The 17,499-nt window shown below is 64.5% G+C and carries 20 protein-coding genes; 10 read left to right on the forward strand and 10 right to left on the reverse strand.

All coding sequences use genetic code 11. The features are described from left to right. The first annotated feature begins 164 nt into the window (after positions 1 to 164). Both OHA42_RS38160 and OHA42_RS38165 read left to right on the forward strand, forming a co-directional pair. Positions 165 to 842, forward strand: a complete 678-nt coding sequence (locus tag OHA42_RS38160) for a HEAT repeat domain-containing protein (RefSeq protein WP_406233256.1) — start codon at positions 165 to 167, stop codon at positions 840 to 842. Beyond that, a complete protein-coding gene (locus OHA42_RS38165) occupies positions 836 to 1,843 on the forward strand; it encodes a HEAT repeat domain-containing protein (protein ID WP_406233258.1) in 1,008 nt (335 codons plus the stop codon). The genes OHA42_RS38160 and OHA42_RS38165 overlap by 7 nt, the downstream gene beginning before the upstream one ends. Before the next feature lie 112 nt (positions 1,844 to 1,955). Here the strand turns inward: OHA42_RS38165 and OHA42_RS38170 are convergent, their stop codons facing one another. After that, a complete protein-coding gene (locus OHA42_RS38170; protein WP_406233260.1) occupies positions 1,956 to 4,985 on the reverse strand; it encodes a tetratricopeptide repeat protein in 3,030 nt (1,009 codons plus the stop codon). Positions 4,986 to 6,232: 1,247 nt separating this feature from the next. Here OHA42_RS38170 and OHA42_RS38175 point away from each other — a divergent pair. Both OHA42_RS38175 and OHA42_RS38180 read left to right on the forward strand, forming a co-directional pair. After that, positions 6,233 to 7,141 carry an alpha/beta hydrolase gene (locus OHA42_RS38175; protein ID WP_406239883.1) on the forward strand — a complete coding sequence of 303 codons (909 nt, stop codon included), beginning with the start codon at positions 6,233 to 6,235 and terminating at the stop codon, positions 7,139 to 7,141. Positions 7,142 to 7,952: 811 nt separating this feature from the next. Then, complete coding sequence (locus tag OHA42_RS38180; protein ID WP_406233262.1) at positions 7,953 to 8,255, forward strand: hypothetical protein; 303 nt, start codon at positions 7,953 to 7,955, stop codon at positions 8,253 to 8,255. A 10-nt stretch (positions 8,256 to 8,265) separates the two neighbouring features. On the opposite strand, the gene OHA42_RS38185 is transcribed toward OHA42_RS38180, so the two are convergent. Then, a complete protein-coding gene (locus tag OHA42_RS38185) occupies positions 8,266 to 8,430 on the reverse strand; it encodes a hypothetical protein (RefSeq protein WP_406233264.1) in 165 nt (54 codons plus the stop codon). 173 nt (positions 8,431 to 8,603) lie between these two features. On the opposite strand from OHA42_RS38185, the gene OHA42_RS38190 reads away from it, so the two are divergent. From OHA42_RS38190 to OHA42_RS38205, 4 genes are all read left to right on the forward strand, one after another. Further along, the gene (locus OHA42_RS38190) at positions 8,604 to 9,176 is read left to right on the forward strand and encodes a DUF3558 domain-containing protein (RefSeq protein ID WP_406233266.1); all 573 of its coding nucleotides are present in this window, start codon (positions 8,604 to 8,606) and stop codon (positions 9,174 to 9,176) included. 36 nt (positions 9,177 to 9,212) lie between these two features. Then, on the forward strand, positions 9,213 to 9,686 hold the full coding sequence (locus tag OHA42_RS38195) for a hypothetical protein (protein WP_406233268.1): 474 nt from the start codon (positions 9,213 to 9,215) through the stop codon (positions 9,684 to 9,686). 16 nt (positions 9,687 to 9,702) lie between these two features. Continuing rightward, entirely contained in the window at positions 9,703 to 10,860 is a 1,158-nt protein-coding gene (locus tag OHA42_RS38200) for a WXG100 family type VII secretion target (RefSeq protein ID WP_406233270.1), read from the forward strand. 184 nt (positions 10,861 to 11,044) lie between these two features. Continuing rightward, on the forward strand, positions 11,045 to 11,815 hold the full coding sequence (locus tag OHA42_RS38205) for an ESX secretion-associated protein EspG (RefSeq protein ID WP_406233272.1): 771 nt from the start codon (positions 11,045 to 11,047) through the stop codon (positions 11,813 to 11,815). Between the two features lie 176 nt (positions 11,816 to 11,991). On the opposite strand, the gene OHA42_RS38210 is transcribed toward OHA42_RS38205, so the two are convergent. Beyond that, positions 11,992 to 12,120, reverse strand: coding sequence for a hypothetical protein (locus OHA42_RS38210; RefSeq protein ID WP_406233274.1), 129 nt, complete (start codon positions 12,118 to 12,120; stop codon positions 11,992 to 11,994). A gap of 84 nt (positions 12,121 to 12,204) precedes the next feature. Further along, positions 12,205 to 12,993 carry a CPBP family intramembrane glutamic endopeptidase gene (locus tag OHA42_RS38215; RefSeq protein WP_406233276.1) on the reverse strand — a complete coding sequence of 263 codons (789 nt, stop codon included), beginning with the start codon at positions 12,991 to 12,993 and terminating at the stop codon, positions 12,205 to 12,207. Positions 12,994 to 13,106: 113 nt separating this feature from the next. On the opposite strand from OHA42_RS38215, the gene OHA42_RS38220 reads away from it, so the two are divergent. Beyond that, positions 13,107 to 13,262: a hypothetical protein gene (locus OHA42_RS38220; RefSeq protein ID WP_406233278.1), complete on the forward strand. Its 156-nt coding sequence runs from the start codon at positions 13,107 to 13,109 to the stop codon at positions 13,260 to 13,262. 166 nt (positions 13,263 to 13,428) lie between these two features. On the opposite strand, the gene OHA42_RS38225 is transcribed toward OHA42_RS38220, so the two are convergent. The 5 genes from OHA42_RS38225 to OHA42_RS38245 all read right to left on the reverse strand — a co-directional run bounded on the left by OHA42_RS38225 (position 13,429) and on the right by OHA42_RS38245 (position 15,764). Further along, the gene (locus tag OHA42_RS38225) at positions 13,429 to 14,073 is read right to left on the reverse strand and encodes a DUF4097 family beta strand repeat-containing protein (RefSeq protein WP_406233280.1); all 645 of its coding nucleotides are present in this window, start codon (positions 14,071 to 14,073) and stop codon (positions 13,429 to 13,431) included. Between the two features lie 350 nt (positions 14,074 to 14,423). Then, on the reverse strand, positions 14,424 to 14,723 hold the full coding sequence (locus tag OHA42_RS38230) for a hypothetical protein (RefSeq protein ID WP_406233282.1): 300 nt from the start codon (positions 14,721 to 14,723) through the stop codon (positions 14,424 to 14,426). 5 nt (positions 14,724 to 14,728) lie between these two features. Then, positions 14,729 to 14,968, reverse strand: a complete 240-nt coding sequence (locus OHA42_RS38235; protein ID WP_406233284.1) for a transposase — start codon at positions 14,966 to 14,968, stop codon at positions 14,729 to 14,731. Positions 14,969 to 15,136: 168 nt separating this feature from the next. Then, positions 15,137 to 15,358, reverse strand: coding sequence for a hypothetical protein (locus OHA42_RS38240; protein WP_406233286.1), 222 nt, complete (start codon positions 15,356 to 15,358; stop codon positions 15,137 to 15,139). A gap of 52 nt (positions 15,359 to 15,410) precedes the next feature. Next, entirely contained in the window at positions 15,411 to 15,764 is a 354-nt protein-coding gene (locus tag OHA42_RS38245; RefSeq protein ID WP_406233288.1) for an Rv2640c family ArsR-like transcriptional regulator, read from the reverse strand. Between the two features lie 98 nt (positions 15,765 to 15,862). On the opposite strand from OHA42_RS38245, the gene OHA42_RS38250 reads away from it, so the two are divergent. Next, positions 15,863 to 16,390, forward strand: coding sequence for an ArsI/CadI family heavy metal resistance metalloenzyme (locus tag OHA42_RS38250; protein WP_406233290.1), 528 nt, complete (start codon positions 15,863 to 15,865; stop codon positions 16,388 to 16,390). Between the two features lie 67 nt (positions 16,391 to 16,457). Here OHA42_RS38250 and OHA42_RS38255 read toward each other — a convergent pair whose 3' ends face one another. Beyond that, positions 16,458 to 17,459: an FAD-dependent oxidoreductase gene (locus OHA42_RS38255; protein WP_406233292.1), complete on the reverse strand. Its 1,002-nt coding sequence runs from the start codon at positions 17,457 to 17,459 to the stop codon at positions 16,458 to 16,460. Positions 17,460 to 17,499: the final 40 nt, after the last annotated feature.

The following is a 17,499-nucleotide window of genomic DNA, read 5'->3' on the forward strand; positions in this document are numbered from 1 at the left end:
CTGGGCGGAGAGCTTGAAGTAGTGGCGCAGGTTCTCGGGTTTGCGGTGCCGGAATTCAGCCATGAGTTCGAGCGGGCCGGCGCCCGAATGTGCTCGTGGAGTTGAGCGTCTCGCCCGTGAACTTGACATTGTCACTGTGAGAAGGCTTTCACTGGCGGTCGGAGGTGGTCCCCATTAACTCGACAAACAGGAATTCACAGGACACGCGGCTGCTGGCCGCTGAGAACTCGTCGACGCGGCTGAAGGCGGCCCTGGCAATCGGTACGCATCCTGTACCCGGTTTCGTTGATGTGCTCGTAGAACGGTGTGCGATCGAGCCGGACTTCTTCGTGCGCGACATGCTCACGTGGGCGCTGACCCGCCTCGCGTCGGAGGTTACGGTTCCGAAACTGCGCGCGGAACTTTGTTCCGAACGCGCACAGGCTCGGAGCCAGGCCTTGCATACGCTGTCGAAGATCGGGGACAAGAACGTGTGGCCCGCAATCACGCGGTCGTTGCTGCACGATTCCGACGACGAGGTCGCACGGAGTGCATGGCGCGCTGCCGTCGTTCTCGCGCCCGATGGGGAGAAGGAAGGTCTGGCCACGGAACTGGCCACGCAATTCGGGCGCGGTGACCGGGACGTACGGTTGAGTCTGAGCCGTGCCCTCGTCGCGCTCGGCGATGTGATCGAGCCGATCCTGCAGGCGGCGATGGCAAGTCACGACCCGGCGGTGCATGCGCATGCGAGCGCCACGCGGCGGCTGCTGCACGACCCGGATGCCGGATTCGACCTCGCTGTCGATGAGGCACGACGGGTCGTCGCGCTCGGTCCAGACCAGGAGGAGGCAACTGCGTGTTGATCAGTGAGGCGGCGCGCCGCTCGGGGGTGAGCGCCCGGATGCTCAGGCACTACGACTCCCTCGGCCTGGTACGACCCACAGGCCGCACTGTAGGTGGCTACCGGGAATACTCTGCCGAAGACATCCGGCGGATCTTCCACGTGGAGGGTCTGCGATCCCTGGGACTGTCACTGCGCCAGATCGGATCCGCTCTCGACGATCCCGGATTCACCCCGTCCGCATTGGTCGGCGACCTCATCCGAAAAGCCGAGGAACGACTGAACCGGGAGCAGGAGCTACTCGAGCGGCTCCGTACGGTCGAGACGGCCGAGCCCTCCAGCTGGCAGGACGTCGCGCGCATCGTCGAGCTCCTGCACGGACTGGCATCGCCGAGTGCCGCGCGGCGGCAGCAAGCCGTCCTGGCCCCGGCCGAGGATCTGCCGATGCCCGCCGAGCTGCTGGCCGAGGCGGTCCTCATCGAATCCGATCCGAACGTTGCCGGGGCCCTGCGGTGGGCCCTCGCGAGGGCAGGCGGTGACGGTGTGGCAAGCCTGATACCCGCCATGAGCTCGGAGAACATCGCCATCCGGCGGCGCGCGGTCCTGGCCCTCGCCGAGCTACCCGGCGACGCGCCGACCGCAGTGCTCACGGACGCGCTCGGGGATACGGACACGACGACCCGTAGACATGCTGCTCTGGCACTGGGCGCGCGGGGCGTGACCCGAGCAGTGCCGACGCTAGTCGACACCGTGGTCGAAGGCCCGAACGATGTCGAGGCAGCCGAGATACTGGGCACCTTGGCATACGACGCCGAGTGGGCGGACCGGATCATGAGTGCGATGGTCGATGAACTCGCCACCCACACAGCGGATTCGGCGGTGCGGATGCGGCTGACACAGGCACTCGCCGAAATGCCGGGGACCATCGCGCTCACTACCCTGCGTCAACTGGCCCACGACGATGATCGGGCCGTGGCCCTCATGGCCGCGGCCCTCGTGAAAGTGCTCGAAGAACGCCTATAGATTTCGGAGGCCCCGGCACGGGTCCAGGCTCGAGGAACATCGAAGTCATCTCACTCGAAGGAGAGGGCTAGCACAATGCTGGATGCCGATGTTTCCAACCCGCAGAGGTCGATCAGGAACCTTCCTGCATCCGACGTCGCCAGCCGGCGAGGTTGCTGCGGATGGTGAGGGTGCTGGGGTGGTCGGGTCCGAGCACCCGCAGATTGTCGGTGAGTAACTGCTCGTATTCGGCGATCGTCCCGGCGATATCACCGCTCTCACCGCGCCAGGGGGCGAGGGCGCTGCGGGCGGCGAGGGTGTCGGGGTCGTCGGGTCCGAGCACCCGCAGGCGATCGGCCAGTAGCCGCTCGAATTCGGCGATCGCTCTGGCGATATCACCGCTCCGGCCGCGCAAGTTGGCGAGGTTGCTACGGGTGGTGAGGGTGTCGGGGTGGTCAGGTCCGAGCACCCGCAGGCGATCGGTGAGTAGCCGCTCGAATTCGGCGATCGCTCTGGCGATATCACCGCTCTCACCGCGCCAAGAGGCGAGGTTGTTGCGGGTGGTGAGGGTGTCGGGGTCGTCGGGTCCGAGCACCCGCAGGCGATCGGTGAGTAGCCGCTCGAATTCGGCGATCGTCCCGGCGATATCACCGCTCTCACCGCGCCAGTGGGCGAGGGCGCTGCGGGCGGCGAGGGTGTCGGGGTCGTCGGGTCCGAGCACCCGCAGGCGATCGGCCAGTAGCCGCTCGAATTCGGCGATCGCTCTGGCGATATCACCGCTCCGGCCGCGCAAGTTGGCGAGGTTGCTACGGGTGGTGAGGGTGTCGGGGTGGTCAGGTCCGAGCACCCGCAGGCGATCGGTGAGTAGCCGCTCGAATTCGGCGATCGCTCTGGCGATATCACCGCTCTCACCGCGCCAGCCGGCGAGGTTGTTGCGGGTGGCGAGGGTGTCGGGGTGGTCAGGTCCGAGCACCCGCAGGCGATCGGTGAGTAGCCGCTCGAATTCGGCGATCGTCCCGGGGATATCACCGCTCCGGCCGCGCCAAGAGGCGAGGCTGTTGCGGGTAGTGAGGGTGCCAGGGTCGTCGGGTCCGAGCACCCGCAGGCGATCGGTGAGTAGCCGCTCGAATTCGGCGATCGTCCCGGGGATATCACCGCTCCGGCCGCGCCAGTGGGCGAGGTTGTTGCGGGTGGCGAGGGTGCCGGGGTGGTCGGGCCCGAGCGTTTGGTCGATCAGGGGCAGCCAGGACGCCCAAGCATCGCGGCTATCAGCCGTGCGTGGGGTGTCCAAGTCGGCGAGTAGTTTTATGGCGGCGGCGGGTTCACCGCAGGCTAAATGGTGACGCACACCGGACGCGCGGGCGTATGCGAGGCTGCGGTCACCGGTGACGGTTTCGAATGCTGTGGTGATCGCTCGGTGTGCGTCGGTGGAGACAATGCCGAGTCGATCTGCTTCGGTGCCGATCGGGTTGATGAATTCCTCGTGGGCGAGTCCGAGTAATTCCTCGGAGGTTCCGGGGTTGCCTCGGCTGATCAACATCCCTAGTGCAACCACACTGTCACGCAGACCTGCAGCGGTCACCGTGTGACCGAGTGCGGTAAGCGCGGCGTGCAGGAGCTCGACCGGTAACACCGGGCCAGATCCCGCCGCGGCGAGCACGGCCAGCAGGGCTGGGATCGGTCGGGGTGTTGCGGGATCGGTGGTGCGGAGGGCGTGGTGGATACGCTTTTCAACCAGCCCGGCCACGGTGATGCCGCCGCGGATCTCGAGTGCGTCGTCGCTGTCGAGTTCGGTCAGCAACCGTGCCAGCAGCCACCCACCCACATCGGACTGCCCCCGCAGCCGGTTAATCCACCGCTCCCAGTCGCTCGCGGCTGTGTCGGGGAGTTCTCGAGTCGCTGCCATATGGGCTGAGTCCACGACCGCGGCGATCTCCTCTGGTGTTGGGGGTGGGATCTGGACGCAATGCATTCCGGCGAACAGCGGCTGGTCCTCAAGACCGGTGCCCTCCCGGATTCCCACGATCAGCTTCACATGCTCGAGTTCGTCGCTCTCGACCAGTTTCGCCAGCGCGGCCAAGATCAGGTCACGGGTACCGGATTCGGCCTGATCGAGACCGTCGATAACGATGTTGATCGGCAGCCACTGGTTTGCGATCTGCGCCAACGGTTCTAAGACCATCGACTCGAAAACATCGACGTCCGAGTCATCCTCACCACGCGTCGCGGCGAGCGCGGCAGCCGCGCCGAACCCTTCGACACGCCGATACAGCTGCTCCGACAGCTCGATCGCGAGTGACCCCAGTGACGTAGCCGCAGAGACGAACGCGGCGGCGGCCACATAATCGGGGCTGAACCAGGTCTTCCCGAGCAGTCCCGGACGGATCAGCACTGACATCAGCGTTGATTTGCCGCAGCCTGCCGGGCCGATCACCACGCGCAGGCGGATACTGGTGGTACTGAACACTTCGGCGACCCGCCACAGCAACGTATCGGTGAGGACCACGCCCTCGGTGAGCTGATCCACTAACCCCGCCGTCGACCGCCCCTGCACGGCGTCATCGCGGCGAGCGACGTTCGGTACCAGCCACAGACCCGGATCTCCACCATGGGCCACACCCCAGTGCCCGGGCACCTGACGCGGACACCCCGAGGCCAACGGATCCAACAGATCTACCGGCAGCAGGTTCTCCCCGCGGGCGGGGAGTCCGTGTTCGAACACAGACAGTGCGGTGCGAGTAAAGCAGCCGTCATAGGCGTTCTCGTGGCCGGTCGCTACCAGCAGCTCGATTCGCTTGGCAGCCAACGCGGTCCGGTCGGTCAGCCGCTGTGAAGCACCGGTGAGGCCCCCCTGGGTTTCGCATGCGTCAATCATGACGATCAGCCCATCCACCGGATGACGGTCCATCTGCTCGCTCAACACCTGAACCAGGTGCAATGCGGTATCAGACTCCGGCAGGGCAGGCGAATCACGTGCCAGCAGAAAGAAGTTCCCATCACCGGTCACCACACCATGACCGATGAAACTGATCAGCAATGCTGCCTGCTGCTCCGAGGCCGCCGTGAACGCGGCCTTGACCGCCGAAACTAGTTCCGTGATTGTCGGATTCAGCAGCGCACCACCCGAACTCCTGGCTGGTTCCCACCCTCCTAACGCGCTCAACCGGTCAGAAAGGTCGCTCGCCAACCGGTCCGCAAACCCCAACCGGTGCAACGCCGCACACTCCGACCCCACCACAAGCGCCAGCCTGCCTCCCACCCCGCGAACATACCCCTCACACAAGCACCACCGGTGGAGAACCTGATGTGAATTCAGCAGTGCCCAGGTCCAACCTGACCGCGGGTGCCGCATCCGACGAACGATGTCCTGAACACCTCAGACGACCCGTCACCGCGCGAATAGCGCAGGGTGCGAACACCGACTCCACCGGTTCATTCCGGGCCTGACCGCGGTCACGCTGCGCCACTGCGTGCCGTGGGATGCAGTGCGCCCATCGGTCAAACCCGTAGCCGACATCAGCCCAATCCGCCGCCGACTGTTCTTTAGTCGAACGCGCTGAAAAGGCGCCCGGAGACGTCCAAACTGGGATCGAGGGCAGCGATGGCGACTAGCGATCTCCGCAGCGGGGCTATCGAGCGGATCGAGGGTATCGGGATGACTGAGCAACCAAAACCGGCAACCACGCCTGACCCAGGGAGGTATCTCGCGACAGCAGAGAAGTTGATCCTTGCGTTGCCGGTAGGGACGGAGTTCATCAACGCGGACGTGCAGAACACGATGCGCGCTGATGGATGGCCGGAGTTACCGGAGCCTCGCCAGTTCGGGCCGATGCTCCTGCGGCTGCGTAACAGGGGCTTTATCAAGAAGGTTGACTCACGGTCTACCCCAGCCCGTTCGCACGGGGGCGTCACCTCGGTGTGGCGCCGCACGGCAAGGGAGGCGTGACTGCAGATGTGATGTCACAGAAGACCACCACACTTCATGAAAGGTCGGGGTTGCCCTCCCCACTGGTGGTGACAGCGTGTGAGCCACTGTATGAAGAGGAGCGTGACGGCAGATTGACGACTTCTCTGACGACAACAACTCCACATTCTGGACAGCATTTCCTCGAGCGAGTCTGGAGCGCACGTACACACTGACGACGGTTCACCCGAGGGCTGCACGTGTACGGCAGCTCGAGAGCGATTGCGGCACAACCTATGATGGTCTTTCCGCTCCTGGGCTGAGCGGGACCGCGAGCGCACGGGTAGCGACTCGGCCTGAGCGACAACCAAATTCGGATCTCCTCGGTCACTGATCGGGAAAAGCAGGAGGTAAACGGGGTGGGCGGAGCAGTGCGATCTGGGGACCAGCGGGGAATTCGCGGTTGGTTGAGGAAGACCGGCGTTGTCGTAGCAACAGCTGTGCTGATGTCGTCGATCGGTGCGGCGGTGGCGACCGCCGCACCGATCCACACACCGATATTGCGCGCACCGGCAGGCGGCTACCAGGAGCTCTTCGTGCCGTCCAGCATGGGGCCGATCAAAGTCCAGGTGCAGTGGGCGGCCCGCGGCGGGAGCGCGGCCCTCTACGTGCTCGACGGTTTCCGTGCGCCCGCCGACCACAGTCAGTGGACGACCGATACCGACGCGCTGCGCCAGTTCGCCGGCGACAACGTCACATTGGTGTTCCCGGTTGGTGGTCACTCGAGCTTCTACACCGACTGGTACCGGCCGAGTAGTACCAACCGTCAGACGACGACGTACAAATGGGAGACCTTCCTCACCCAGGAGCTGCCCGCCTTCCTGCAACAACACGGCGTTTCGCGAACCAACAACGCCATCGTCGGGGCCTCCATGGGCGGCAACGCCGCCCTGACGCTGGCCGGCCACCATCGCGACCAGTTCAAGTTCGCCGGATCCTTCTCAGGCTTCGTACATCCGACGTATCCGCTCTGGAGCGAAGCGATGCGCGTTGCCATGTGGGACGAGGGCAACTTCAATGTGGACGACATGTGGGGTCCGGCCAAGGACCCCGCCTGGACCCGCAACGATGCCACTGTGCAGGCCGAATTGCTGCGTGGACTGCCGATGTACATCTGGACGGGCAATGGCGTGCCCGGCCCGCTCGACCTGCCGTACGGGGTCGGCAACACGGTGAACGCGATGAGCCTCGAGGCGATGGCGACAACCGCTACCCAAATGTTCCGTGATCGAACCACAGCGCTCGGAATCGCCGCTCGCGTCGACATCGTCAATGGAACGCACAATTGGCCCTACTGGCAGCAAGCGCTCGCGACGGCGCGTCCGATGATCCTCGATGCGCTGGGCGTGCGCTGACGGAACCTGTCACCAACGGGGTTTTGGTTCTGAGTGAGGTTCACAGAGCAGTCGTGATCGATCGGCAGCGGCGCGAATTCGGTGACCGGCCTACTACATCGGTGAACGCCGGGCATGCAGCACATGTGGTGCGCGCCGCTTCCCCGGATGCCTGGTGTCCAAACGTCACACAATCAGGGTCTTGAGGCATCGGCGGAGCTCGCGTTGACTAGCGGGATGGGAGCTCGAGCACAGCCCGCTTCGGCTTTGGCAGTCATCGCGGCGATTCTGGCTGTGATCGTCATCGTGTTCGCCGACTCGATGCGCGCGATTCTCTGGGGTCTAGGGAGTCTGGTCGTATTTTGTGTACTGATGGCCTGGGGAGTCCGCAGGGACAAGCGAAAGGCATCGAGGCGGCGGGGGCGCAGGCGCAGAGCGTGGGGGGCGTCCAGCGGCGGCAGCAGTTTCGACGGCGGCAGCGATACTTCCGATGGGGGATCCGGTTGTGGCGGTGGCGGATCCGGCTGCGGGGGTGGGGGCTGCGGAGGCGGGGGCAGCAGCTGAACGCTGCGCTTCGGCGGCTACAGCCCCGCGACGTGGAAATAATTGGTATGGCTGCTGTTTCAGGTGAGTCAAACGGGTTCGACGGCCAGGTAACCAATGGCCTTCCATCTACAGCTGCGCCAGTTCATCTGGTCATTCCCGAAGGACGAGTTTGTGTTCGCCACCGAGTGGCCGTCCTGCGCCTGAGCGCTGACCTCGGCCCTTGCACCTGAACACACCGATCGGTTGTCAGGCGGAGTGTCCGCTCCGGGCATGGCATGCTGGCGGGATGAAGTCGGCCGCGATGGAGATCGTCGGCATCCTCGATCACGTGTTGGTGATCGTGAAACGCGCTCCGCAGGAGCTGATCTGGCAATCTCGGTACTCGGATGAACAAGAGCTCGTGGATGATCTCACCGATCATGCCCGGCGTATCGGGCAAGGAGATTTGAGCCGGTTGCCCGATCTTTCATTCCTATTCGTGCCTACCGGGCCGCTGTGTGAGATCGCGGCCAGTAGCGGATGGCTGGAGGCCTACACGGTGCTGGGCAACCGGTTCGATGAGTTGCATACGCGCCTGCGGCAACCGTGACGCCTTGGACTCAACGGTCTTTCGGAATGCCTATCCGGGAGCCCAGTTCCGGAGTGAAGACGACCATGACGTCGTCGGTGCCGAGATGGAGCTCGTTGCCGATCCCGTGCCTGCTGAACGTCCTGTGGGCGATCCATACCGCTGTTTCCTCGAAGTGCCTTGATTGGGAAGGCATCCAGATCGCGGTCCGCGTCCGCAGCGCACGCCTCCTAACTTCGCCGGAACCCGCCCGGGGGCGGTTGCACGCTGGTTGACCGGCCGGTACGGTCAATCCAGCTGAACAGGGGGCGGGGAGCCGGGCCGGCCCTGATCGATGTCATCGATACAGCCGGCGACCGGGAGGAACACATGACCAGCAGGGGAAACACGCTGCTCGGTGCCGCGCTCGCGGCCAGTGCTGTTGTCCTGTTGTCGGGATGTGGGCCATCGACTGGAGGGGAAGCCAAGCCAGCGACCCCGACGAGCACGGGGCCATCACTCGCAGCTGATGTGCCACGCAACTACGACCCGTGCAAGGACGTTCCGCAAAGCGTGCTTGACTCAGAAAAGCTGCACAACCAGCACCCCGTCGACGACGATACGAGCTCAGGAGTCCGCTGGGTCGGTTGCCAATGGGTGCGGTCGAACGGGTATGGAGTGAGCATCCGCACAACAAACCTCACCATCGATCTCATCCGCAGCCGCAACTTCGCCGAGGCAAGCGAGTTCACCATCGGTGGCAGGCGGGCAATCTCGACGCGGCAGTTCGAAGGAGAGTTCATCAAATATGTGTGCACCGTGAATGTCGAGATGAAGGGTGGCAGCCTCGACATCAACCTGAATAATCCGCCATCGGGCCGCGACACCGGCAGCATCGACTCGTGTGTGCTAGCTCGGGGCTTGGCGGAACAGGTTGTGCCCAGCCTGCCCCCCGCTTCCTGACCAACTGCTGCACAGAACGAACTGGGAGGGGACCCCATGGCAAAAGACGACAAAACTTCATCAAGCCCGTTAGCGAACCTGATCACAGAGGCCCGCGAGGGTCGGCTGACGGTGCGAATGGACCTCGAGAAGTTCGTCTACCTCGACCGCGACTGCGACTACTTCAAGGATCAGATCCGAGACATCCAGACGACTATGACCCGGATCCATAACCAGGACACCTGGGGTCTCGGTGAGCATTTCCCCAAGGAGGGAGACCGGGACCTGATCTCCGCCAAGACGATGGTGAGCCGCTGGCGGGAAAAATCCCAGGGCTCAGATAACAGTGTCTTCGCGGTGATGGAGTCGCACTACAAGGTCATTGAAGACTTCCAGACCCTGTTCCGTACCGTTCGCGAACGCATCACCAGCGCCGACAGTGCCCAGGCCACTCGATACCAGGACCTGGAGACGAATCTGCCGAAGCAACCACCGGCCCAGGCGAAGATCTTCTCCTGGCCAGGCCTGTAAAGAAAGGGGCGATCCGTTGACCGGCAACGAGTCCACCCAGATCCCCCCGCGTGGGGAGAACGTATTCCATTGGGAACGCACCGAAATCGAGGAAGCGTTCACCCCGTTGAATCCTAAAGATGCCCACGACGCTGCCATGAAGTACTCCAACGTGGCCACCCAATGGGACCAGGGACTCGAGACCTTCGCCCGTTCTGTCCAAGGCTCGATCGCCGAGTCATGGGAAGGCTCAGCCGCCGATAAGGCAAAAGACGCAATCACCCGCTACGTCAAAGACGCCCACGAGCTGACCCCGCTGATCACGCAGATGTCCAACGACATGGAGGCCGCCGCCGACGCGATCCGCAGCGTCGCCACCGGGATCCCGGAGGCCAACCACCACTCCTGGACCTCGAACGTATGGCCACCGCGTGCCGCCGAGGAAGAAAACACCCGCAGCGAGGCAACCGCAGGCGCTCGCAACGCCATGCTCGAGAACTACGTGAAAAAGTTCGCCGAGTTCGACGGACGGGTCCCGGTACTCCCCACAGCGCTCAACCCCACCAACCCACTGGACATCTCCGAACCGACCAAACCCACCGGCACCGGTGACCCGGGCTCGGGGAATCCCAGCGGTTCCGGAAACCCTTCTCCTGGCTCAACCGACGATCCGAAGGAAACGGACGAGAACCCCGAGGAGAAGAAGACCGAGGAGGAATCGACCGACGATCCGTCGTCGGAGGACACCAACCCCTCCAGCACCAATCCGACTTCGACAGACCCGAGCAGCACTCCGACCACGCCGACCGCGCTCGACCCATCCAAAGCAGGCACCCCGACCACACCTGCGGGGACCCCGAGCGGGCTGGGCTCACCCGGCGGCGGCACACCAGGGTCGCCGAGCACCCCGAGCCCGGGCCGCAGCGTCCCGGGTGTCCCTGGTACACCCACAAGCGCCAATCCAGCGGCGGCCGCGGCCAGCAGACTCGCAGGCGGAACAGGCATGCCGGGCATGGGCGGCATGGGCGCTGGCGCCGGCAAGGGCAAGTCCGATGATGAAAACACCCACGAGACGCCGGACTATCTCATCAATGCCGAGAACACGGCGGAACTGATCGGCGAGATCGCACCTACCGTTCCCGGTGGCGTGATCGGCGGAGACATTGCGCCCCCGCTGCCGCCCACCCGCAACTGACCACTGCGCCGGTTCCGGTTCGGCGGCGCACTCGCGCGGCCGCGCGGCAATGGATCGCGCGGCACCGGGTCGCGCGAATCCTGCCCAGCGCGAACCCGTCCTGCCGACCACTCCGGAGCACCGCTCCTGCTCGCCGTACCGCGCCGAGCACTACTCACCCCGCACGACCGATTGGAATCTCTAGATGGCTGAATGGACTTGGGAGCCGGACGATTTCGCCGCGCTATGGTTTGGCCCCGCGAACGACCGGTTCCCCAATCCACTCCGCTTCACCAGTCGCTTCCCCTACCGCGACGACTTCGACGCCCACCGCGTCACTGTGCGCGAGCGCTACTCCCGCGACGAACTCGAAGAGATCCAACTCGCCCTGCACACCTTGACCACCTCGACCATGCGTATCGAAATCTTCGGCGGCACAACCCAACACAAGAATCCCAAGGGCGGAACCCGCGTGTACCGCGTCGTCGGCGCGCGCAACGACCAGCGCGCCATGTCGCTGGCCCAAGCCACTTTCGACGACTCCATCGGCCCCATCCGCTGCCGCCTGTTCCCCGTCGACCATCTGACCGCGCAGCTGTCCAGTGCCCTGCCACCTTGCAAACCCGGCACGCAACCACCGGACACCTTCCACCCCGACGACCTATACGGCCGCCCCAACGGCCACCTCGAAAGCATCAGCCGCAACACCCCCCGCGAGCGCTACCAACGCCTGCTCCATCGCCCCGCCGACGGCGGCGGATCCGCACTCCTCTACACCGGCCCGGTCAACAAACTCACCGACCCACTGCACACCGTGCAATGGCACGACATCAGCAACGACGGCCGCTACACCGAATTCCGCGGCCAACACATCACCGTCCGCCCTACCACCCCCACCGACCTCACCGCCCACTTCGGCGACTGGATCGACCGCGTCACCCAACGTCTCCGCGAAGCCGAAGAAGACCGCTGGTAACCGGCGCTCATCCGATCGGGATATAGGCGAACTGAGGTTGAGGTCGGTGGCAACTCGAACCGTCGCAGTATTGACGAGATCCTCCGGGGCGACATGGTCACCGCTAGCGAGGGCCGTGATGAGATGGTCACCGGCGGTCGCAGGTGTCCATGCGATGCTGGCCTGCATCTTCCCTGCTAGTTGGTGACGAATACCTTGCCGAGCAGCGCCAGATTGTCGTAGAACTCGATGCTCATCGAGTTGCTCGTCGAGGTCGTCTGCGACAGCTCATGGGCGGTGTTGTCGTTGGTGCGCTTCGGCGGCACTTATTGATCGCGGTTGACATGCTGCGGTTGCGGCCACGCGATACGTCGGCGCCACACACACCGCGCAGCGCAACCACCGCGCCACTAGATGCGGTTCAGCGCAACCGCGATGGTGCCGAACGTCGCCAGGGTCGAGCCCACGCCGACGTGCATCCCGATCGACAACCGGATGTCCTTCTCCCGCCAGGCGAACCAGAACCCCGGAAACATGAAGATCACCCGCGACACGAACACCCACGGCGACCAGAAGTGGTACAGCGAGAACAAGACCGTGCTGACCACCGGCGCCCATCCGCCGAGGTGGGCGATGCGGGGCAGCAGGAAACCGCGGAAGTACAGCTCCTCGATGAGCGGGAGGGAGATTCCGGTCAGCGGCAGGCATATCACCATCGTGGTGAGCGCGACCGAGTGCGAGTATCCGTCGAGGAATTTGGTGAAGCTGCCGGCGTCGTCCGTATACGGAACCCATGTGAAGAAGTTTTCGAGGAAGAAGGTGTTCATCGGTGCCGTCGCGAAGCTCAGCACCATCATCCACACGAAGAGCGGGATGACCATCGCCACCAGCTTCCCGCGCGAGAGCGGCTTGTCGGTGTAGTGCAGCACGCCGCGTAATGAGAAGCGGCCGTTGTGCTTGCGGCCCAGCCACAGCAGCCCCGACAGAATCGGTATCAGAACCAGGCACAGGGCGATCGCCCAGCCCATCAAGGTCGGATAACCGATGGCCTCGACGAATGGTTCGCCGATGAGCAGGTAGGCGGCGACGATCAGGGCGCCGGGGACAAGATGCAACACGACCGATAGCGGCATCGAGTGGCGGTCGCCCAGTAGCCGATTGACTATTCCGTTCGGTCGAGTGTCTTCAAAGGCGCGCATGACAAGAGCTCCTCAAACTGGTCGTGAATGGGTACGTGAAATGAGTCGGAAAGTGCCCACCGAGGGGCAGAACTCGGCGGACAGGACATTGACGAGACTTACGGCCGGGGTTGTTGAAGTTGCCCTGGGCCCGGCGTCCGCGCATGTGGCCCAGCCACGCCGAGCTCAGCGAGCTCGGCGTGGCCCGGTTCGCGCTCTGCCTGATGCACGACCTCGACGAGTCCACCTTCAAGGCGTACGGGTGCGCAGTGCTCAGCTCCGTCTACTGAGCCGGCTCGGCCCCGTCAGCTCACCCGGCCTGCCCGCCACAGAACACCTCCTTGATGAGACTCTGCGTCGCCTTCGGGAACTCCATTGCCAGGTCGATTGCGGCGTCCCCTTTGGTCACCGAGGCGGTCAGGGTCTTACTGCCCTCGAGCGTGGAAGCTGGGTGCGTTAGGCGGCGGTGGCGTGCCGGATGATGATGTTGCCGAACGAGTTCCGTGCATCCACCCGCACGATGTCCGCAGTGTCCCGCGGTCGGTCGACCGGTCCCATCACGTTCTGCACGCTGCCGTGCAAGGTGTTGGTTTCCAACCGCACCGCACTACCCGGGCGGATACCCACCTCCAGCTCGCCCATCGAGGTTTCCAGCCGCAACACACCACGTGAGGCTTCGTCGATACGGATGTCGCCCTTGGCGGCCTTCGCGGTCACCGAACCGAGCGGGCGTTCGACGATGATGTCACCGGCGGCGATCTCCAGGTCGCACTCACCGAGTCCACCGATGCCCAGCAGTCGGCCCACCGCGGCGGTGGCCTTCAGTCGAGAGCCGGTGGGCACCTCGATGGTCACCTCGATCGACGGGTTGCCACCGAACGGGGTGTAGGTCCGCCAATCCTTCGGCGCTGTCACCGTCAGGGTGCCGGCGGCGAAATCGACCCGAGTGTGCTCGGCGGCGCGCACGTCACCCTTCTTGGACTTATCGGCCGGTCGGACCTCGACGACGGTGTCGCTACGGTCGGAGGCGATGACCTGGACGTCAGCGGAGAGCACGTCGACGGTGAGGGTGATCGGTTCGGGTGTCGCGAATGTGGGCATGGCGGTACTCCTTCTAACGTGTGCAACGGGTGCGGTGTGTGAACTGGGTTCGTCCCGCATCGCTTCCGTAGCCCTGGGGGTTGCGGTTGCTGTGCTGTTGACAGGAATTACTTTCACCGGCCGGGTTGACACCGACCTGACACCGACCTGACAGGCTCACTGACACGGTGTTCGGCCTGGTCACAGCGAACAAAAGGAGGGGCGGAAAGGCACCGGTCCGTGTATTACACGCCGATCATCGGCAGTGGTGCCGGCCCGACAGAATGGCCCCCACGCCAGCGAACGCACCTCATCGCAGGGGATCCAACCTTTCGACCGCGTTCAACGCGCGATATTGGCTCCTCTTGATGTCAAGAGGTGGTGGGGAGTCCGCCGCAAGACTCTGTGGTGGCAGGTCCGGGTTGCGGCTTGTCCGAAGGGCCGGTGTGCGGGGTCGGGCCGGTCACGCTGGAGTCCAGAGTCGTTCCCGAATACCCTCCCGGGCTTGCCGTTTCCCGTCTGCGCTGGTCGGCGAGCATGCGGGTGTAGACGACGTTGGACAGCCGTCGTTTGAGGGCGCGCATCGCTTCTTTCGGGGTCTTCCCGTCTGCTCTTCTGGTGTCGAAGTAGGTGCGACCGGCGCTGGGATTGCGTAGCTGGGCCACGGCCATGATGTTCAGGACCCGATTGATCCTGCGTCTCCCGGCGCGGGAGAGCCGATGCCGTTTCTGGTTTCCGGAGGAGGCGTCCAGGGCGCTGTGCCGTTCCAGGAGGCGAAGCGGTCCCGATTGACGAACCGGTGGATATCGCCGGTACCGGCGAGAAGCCTTGCCGCACTGGATGGTCCGATGCCATACAGGTCAATCAACGTGGATCCCAGGTCGACAACGAGCTGCCGCAACTCTTTGTCCAGCACCCCCAACCGGACCGCTGGACGGCATTCCGTCCTGCTTGGCCTCCCGTGCCTGCACAACGGAATCGGGCGTCGCGTAGTCCGCCGCCTGATCGGGTCGACAGAACCGTTCCGGCAAACAAACCCGGCTCAGGCGACATGGAAGTCTTCCTACCCGGGTTCGATCGGGGGCTACTCGGTTGTTTCGTCCGTGTGCTGCGGCGCAACCGGCCTCGGCACCCTGGCCACGCCGGTATCCAGATCTATGTCGAATCGAGGGCGGTGCGTCTGCCCGTCGCTGTCCTCGCTGCCCTCGTCGGTCAGCTTCTGGCCCGGAAACAGCTCACCGATGACGCCCATGCCGTCACAATAGCCGCGCAACGCTCGGCGCCGCCGGTCGATTGGCCGGGTCACGGCGACCATGTCAGGGCACTGCCGCGATCGGTGCGGAACTCGGCAGCGCTCTTCAGGTGCAGCAGTTCGGGTCGAGCACAATGCACAAGGCGGACAACGCATTCCGCAGCGGCCGGTGCTGGACGCTCATGCCGTGCCGGGTCGACTCGATCAGCCCGGCGGCGCGGAGCTGGCCGAGGTGATGGCTGACAGTTGATTCCGACAGCCCAACGACCTCGGCGAGCTGCCCGGTGGCTTGATCACCCTTCGCCAACAGCAGTGACATGAGTTTGACCCGCGCGGGGTCGGCCAAGGCTTTGAGGCGCAGGGCTACTTCGAGGGCGGCCTGGTCGTCGACCGGTCCGGCCGCGACCGGAGCGCAGCAGATGGGCGCGGTCACATCGATGACAGGCAATGCTTTCGGCATGACCCCACTTTACCGAGGATCTTGACATATGCCGAAAAGGTGGGCACGATTGTGACATCCCAAGTAATTCGACATACGTCTCAAAGGTGGAGGTCATCATGTCTCGTATCCAGCTCGCCCTCAATGTCGACGATGTAGACGTGGCGGTGAAGTTCTACTCGACGCTGTTCGGCGTCGAACCCGCCAAGCGCAAGCCGGGCTACGCGAACTTCGCGATCGCGCAACCGCCGCTGAAGCTGGTGCTCCTGGAGAACCCCGGCAAGGGCGGCAGCATCAACCACCTCGGCGTCGAAGTCGAGTCCAGCGAGCAGGTGCACGCCGAGATCGCTCGATTGTCGGAAGCGGGAGTGTTCACCGAGGAGGAGATGGCGACGACGTGTTGCTTCGCCACCCAGGACAAGGTGTGGGTGACCGCGCCCGGCGGTGAACGCTGGGAGGTCTACACAGTGCTTGCAGACAGCGAAACCTTCGGCACCGCACCGCAAACCACCGCAAACGCCGCGAATCCAGAAGCCGCGGAAGACCCGTGCTGCGGAACCGCGCAGGAGGCGGCCGAAGAGGGCGCATGCTGCGGCAGCCAGGCCAAAAGCGCAGCCGTAGCCTCCGGCGCCGGTTGCTGCGGCTGACGCCGACAGCCCCGCCAAACCAATGGCCCGGCCCTAGCGGACCAGGCCTCGGCAGACTAGACGGACCTCACAGCTCCAACTCAGCTGCGGTGACTCGAGTGGGTGGCCGTCCCGCGCGCGGACGGTAAGTTGCGCGCGCGATCGGTCGCCGGGTCGCGGTGTAGACATCGAGCCCGGCCACAATTGATCCCTTGTCACGCACTGCTTTCGCCAACACAATCGCGTCTTCAATGGCAGAGGTAGCGCCGCGCCCTGCCGCCGGTGAAACAGCATGCGCGGCATCGCCGACGAGAACGGTGTCGGTGGTGTGCCAGATTCCCTCGGGTTCGAGCTCGTGCAGTGCGATCGGGTCGCTCACTTCGGAGAGTTCCAACACTCCTGCGATCGGCGTGTCTCGTAGCGGTTCGAGGAACGCATCCCGACCGAGTGCCACGTTCGGGGATTCCGCGTTACGCCTACTGAACCAAAACGAGCCATCTCGGTCATTGCCCGCATAGCCCACCACCCCGTCCGGATGCGTCCAGAAGTGCAAGATTCCGGTGGGCAATCCCGGTGCACACAGGTCATGGTGGCCGTAACAGATGCGCTGGCCGGTGTAGGTCGGCTTGCGAAGGTCGCCGAGCATGCGCCTGGTGGCCGACCGAGCACCATCGGCGCCGACAACCAGATCGCCTGCCACGTCTGCAGGCACTGCCCGAACGTTGTAGTGACAGCAGACACCCACATCCTCGAGCCGATCACGCAGCACCGCCAAAAGGTCCCGTCGCCACACATGGGTACTCGGCCAGCGATGGCCGGGCTCGTTCCGCGCAAACGAGTTCACCCGCCCGGTGATCGTATCGACCGTGGTGACCCTGACGACCGGAAAGCCCAAGTGCCGGACCTGTTCTCCGAGCCCGAGCCGGTCCAACGCAGTCGAGGCCGCGGGCCCGAGAGTAACCCACCCGCCCACCTCGACCGACCGTGCAGAGGCCTCGTAGACCTCCACGCGGGCACCGATCTTCGCGAGGGCAAGTGCAGTGCTGGCTCCACCGATACCGCACCCGATGATCGCAGCCCGGCCGATCATCGGTGCGCCTGCTCGATGGATCGAACAAGTCGTTGCGGCA

The organism is Nocardia sp. NBC_01009 (genome assembly GCF_045208035.1).
Lineage (GTDB): Bacteria > Actinomycetota > Actinomycetes > Mycobacteriales > Mycobacteriaceae > Nocardia.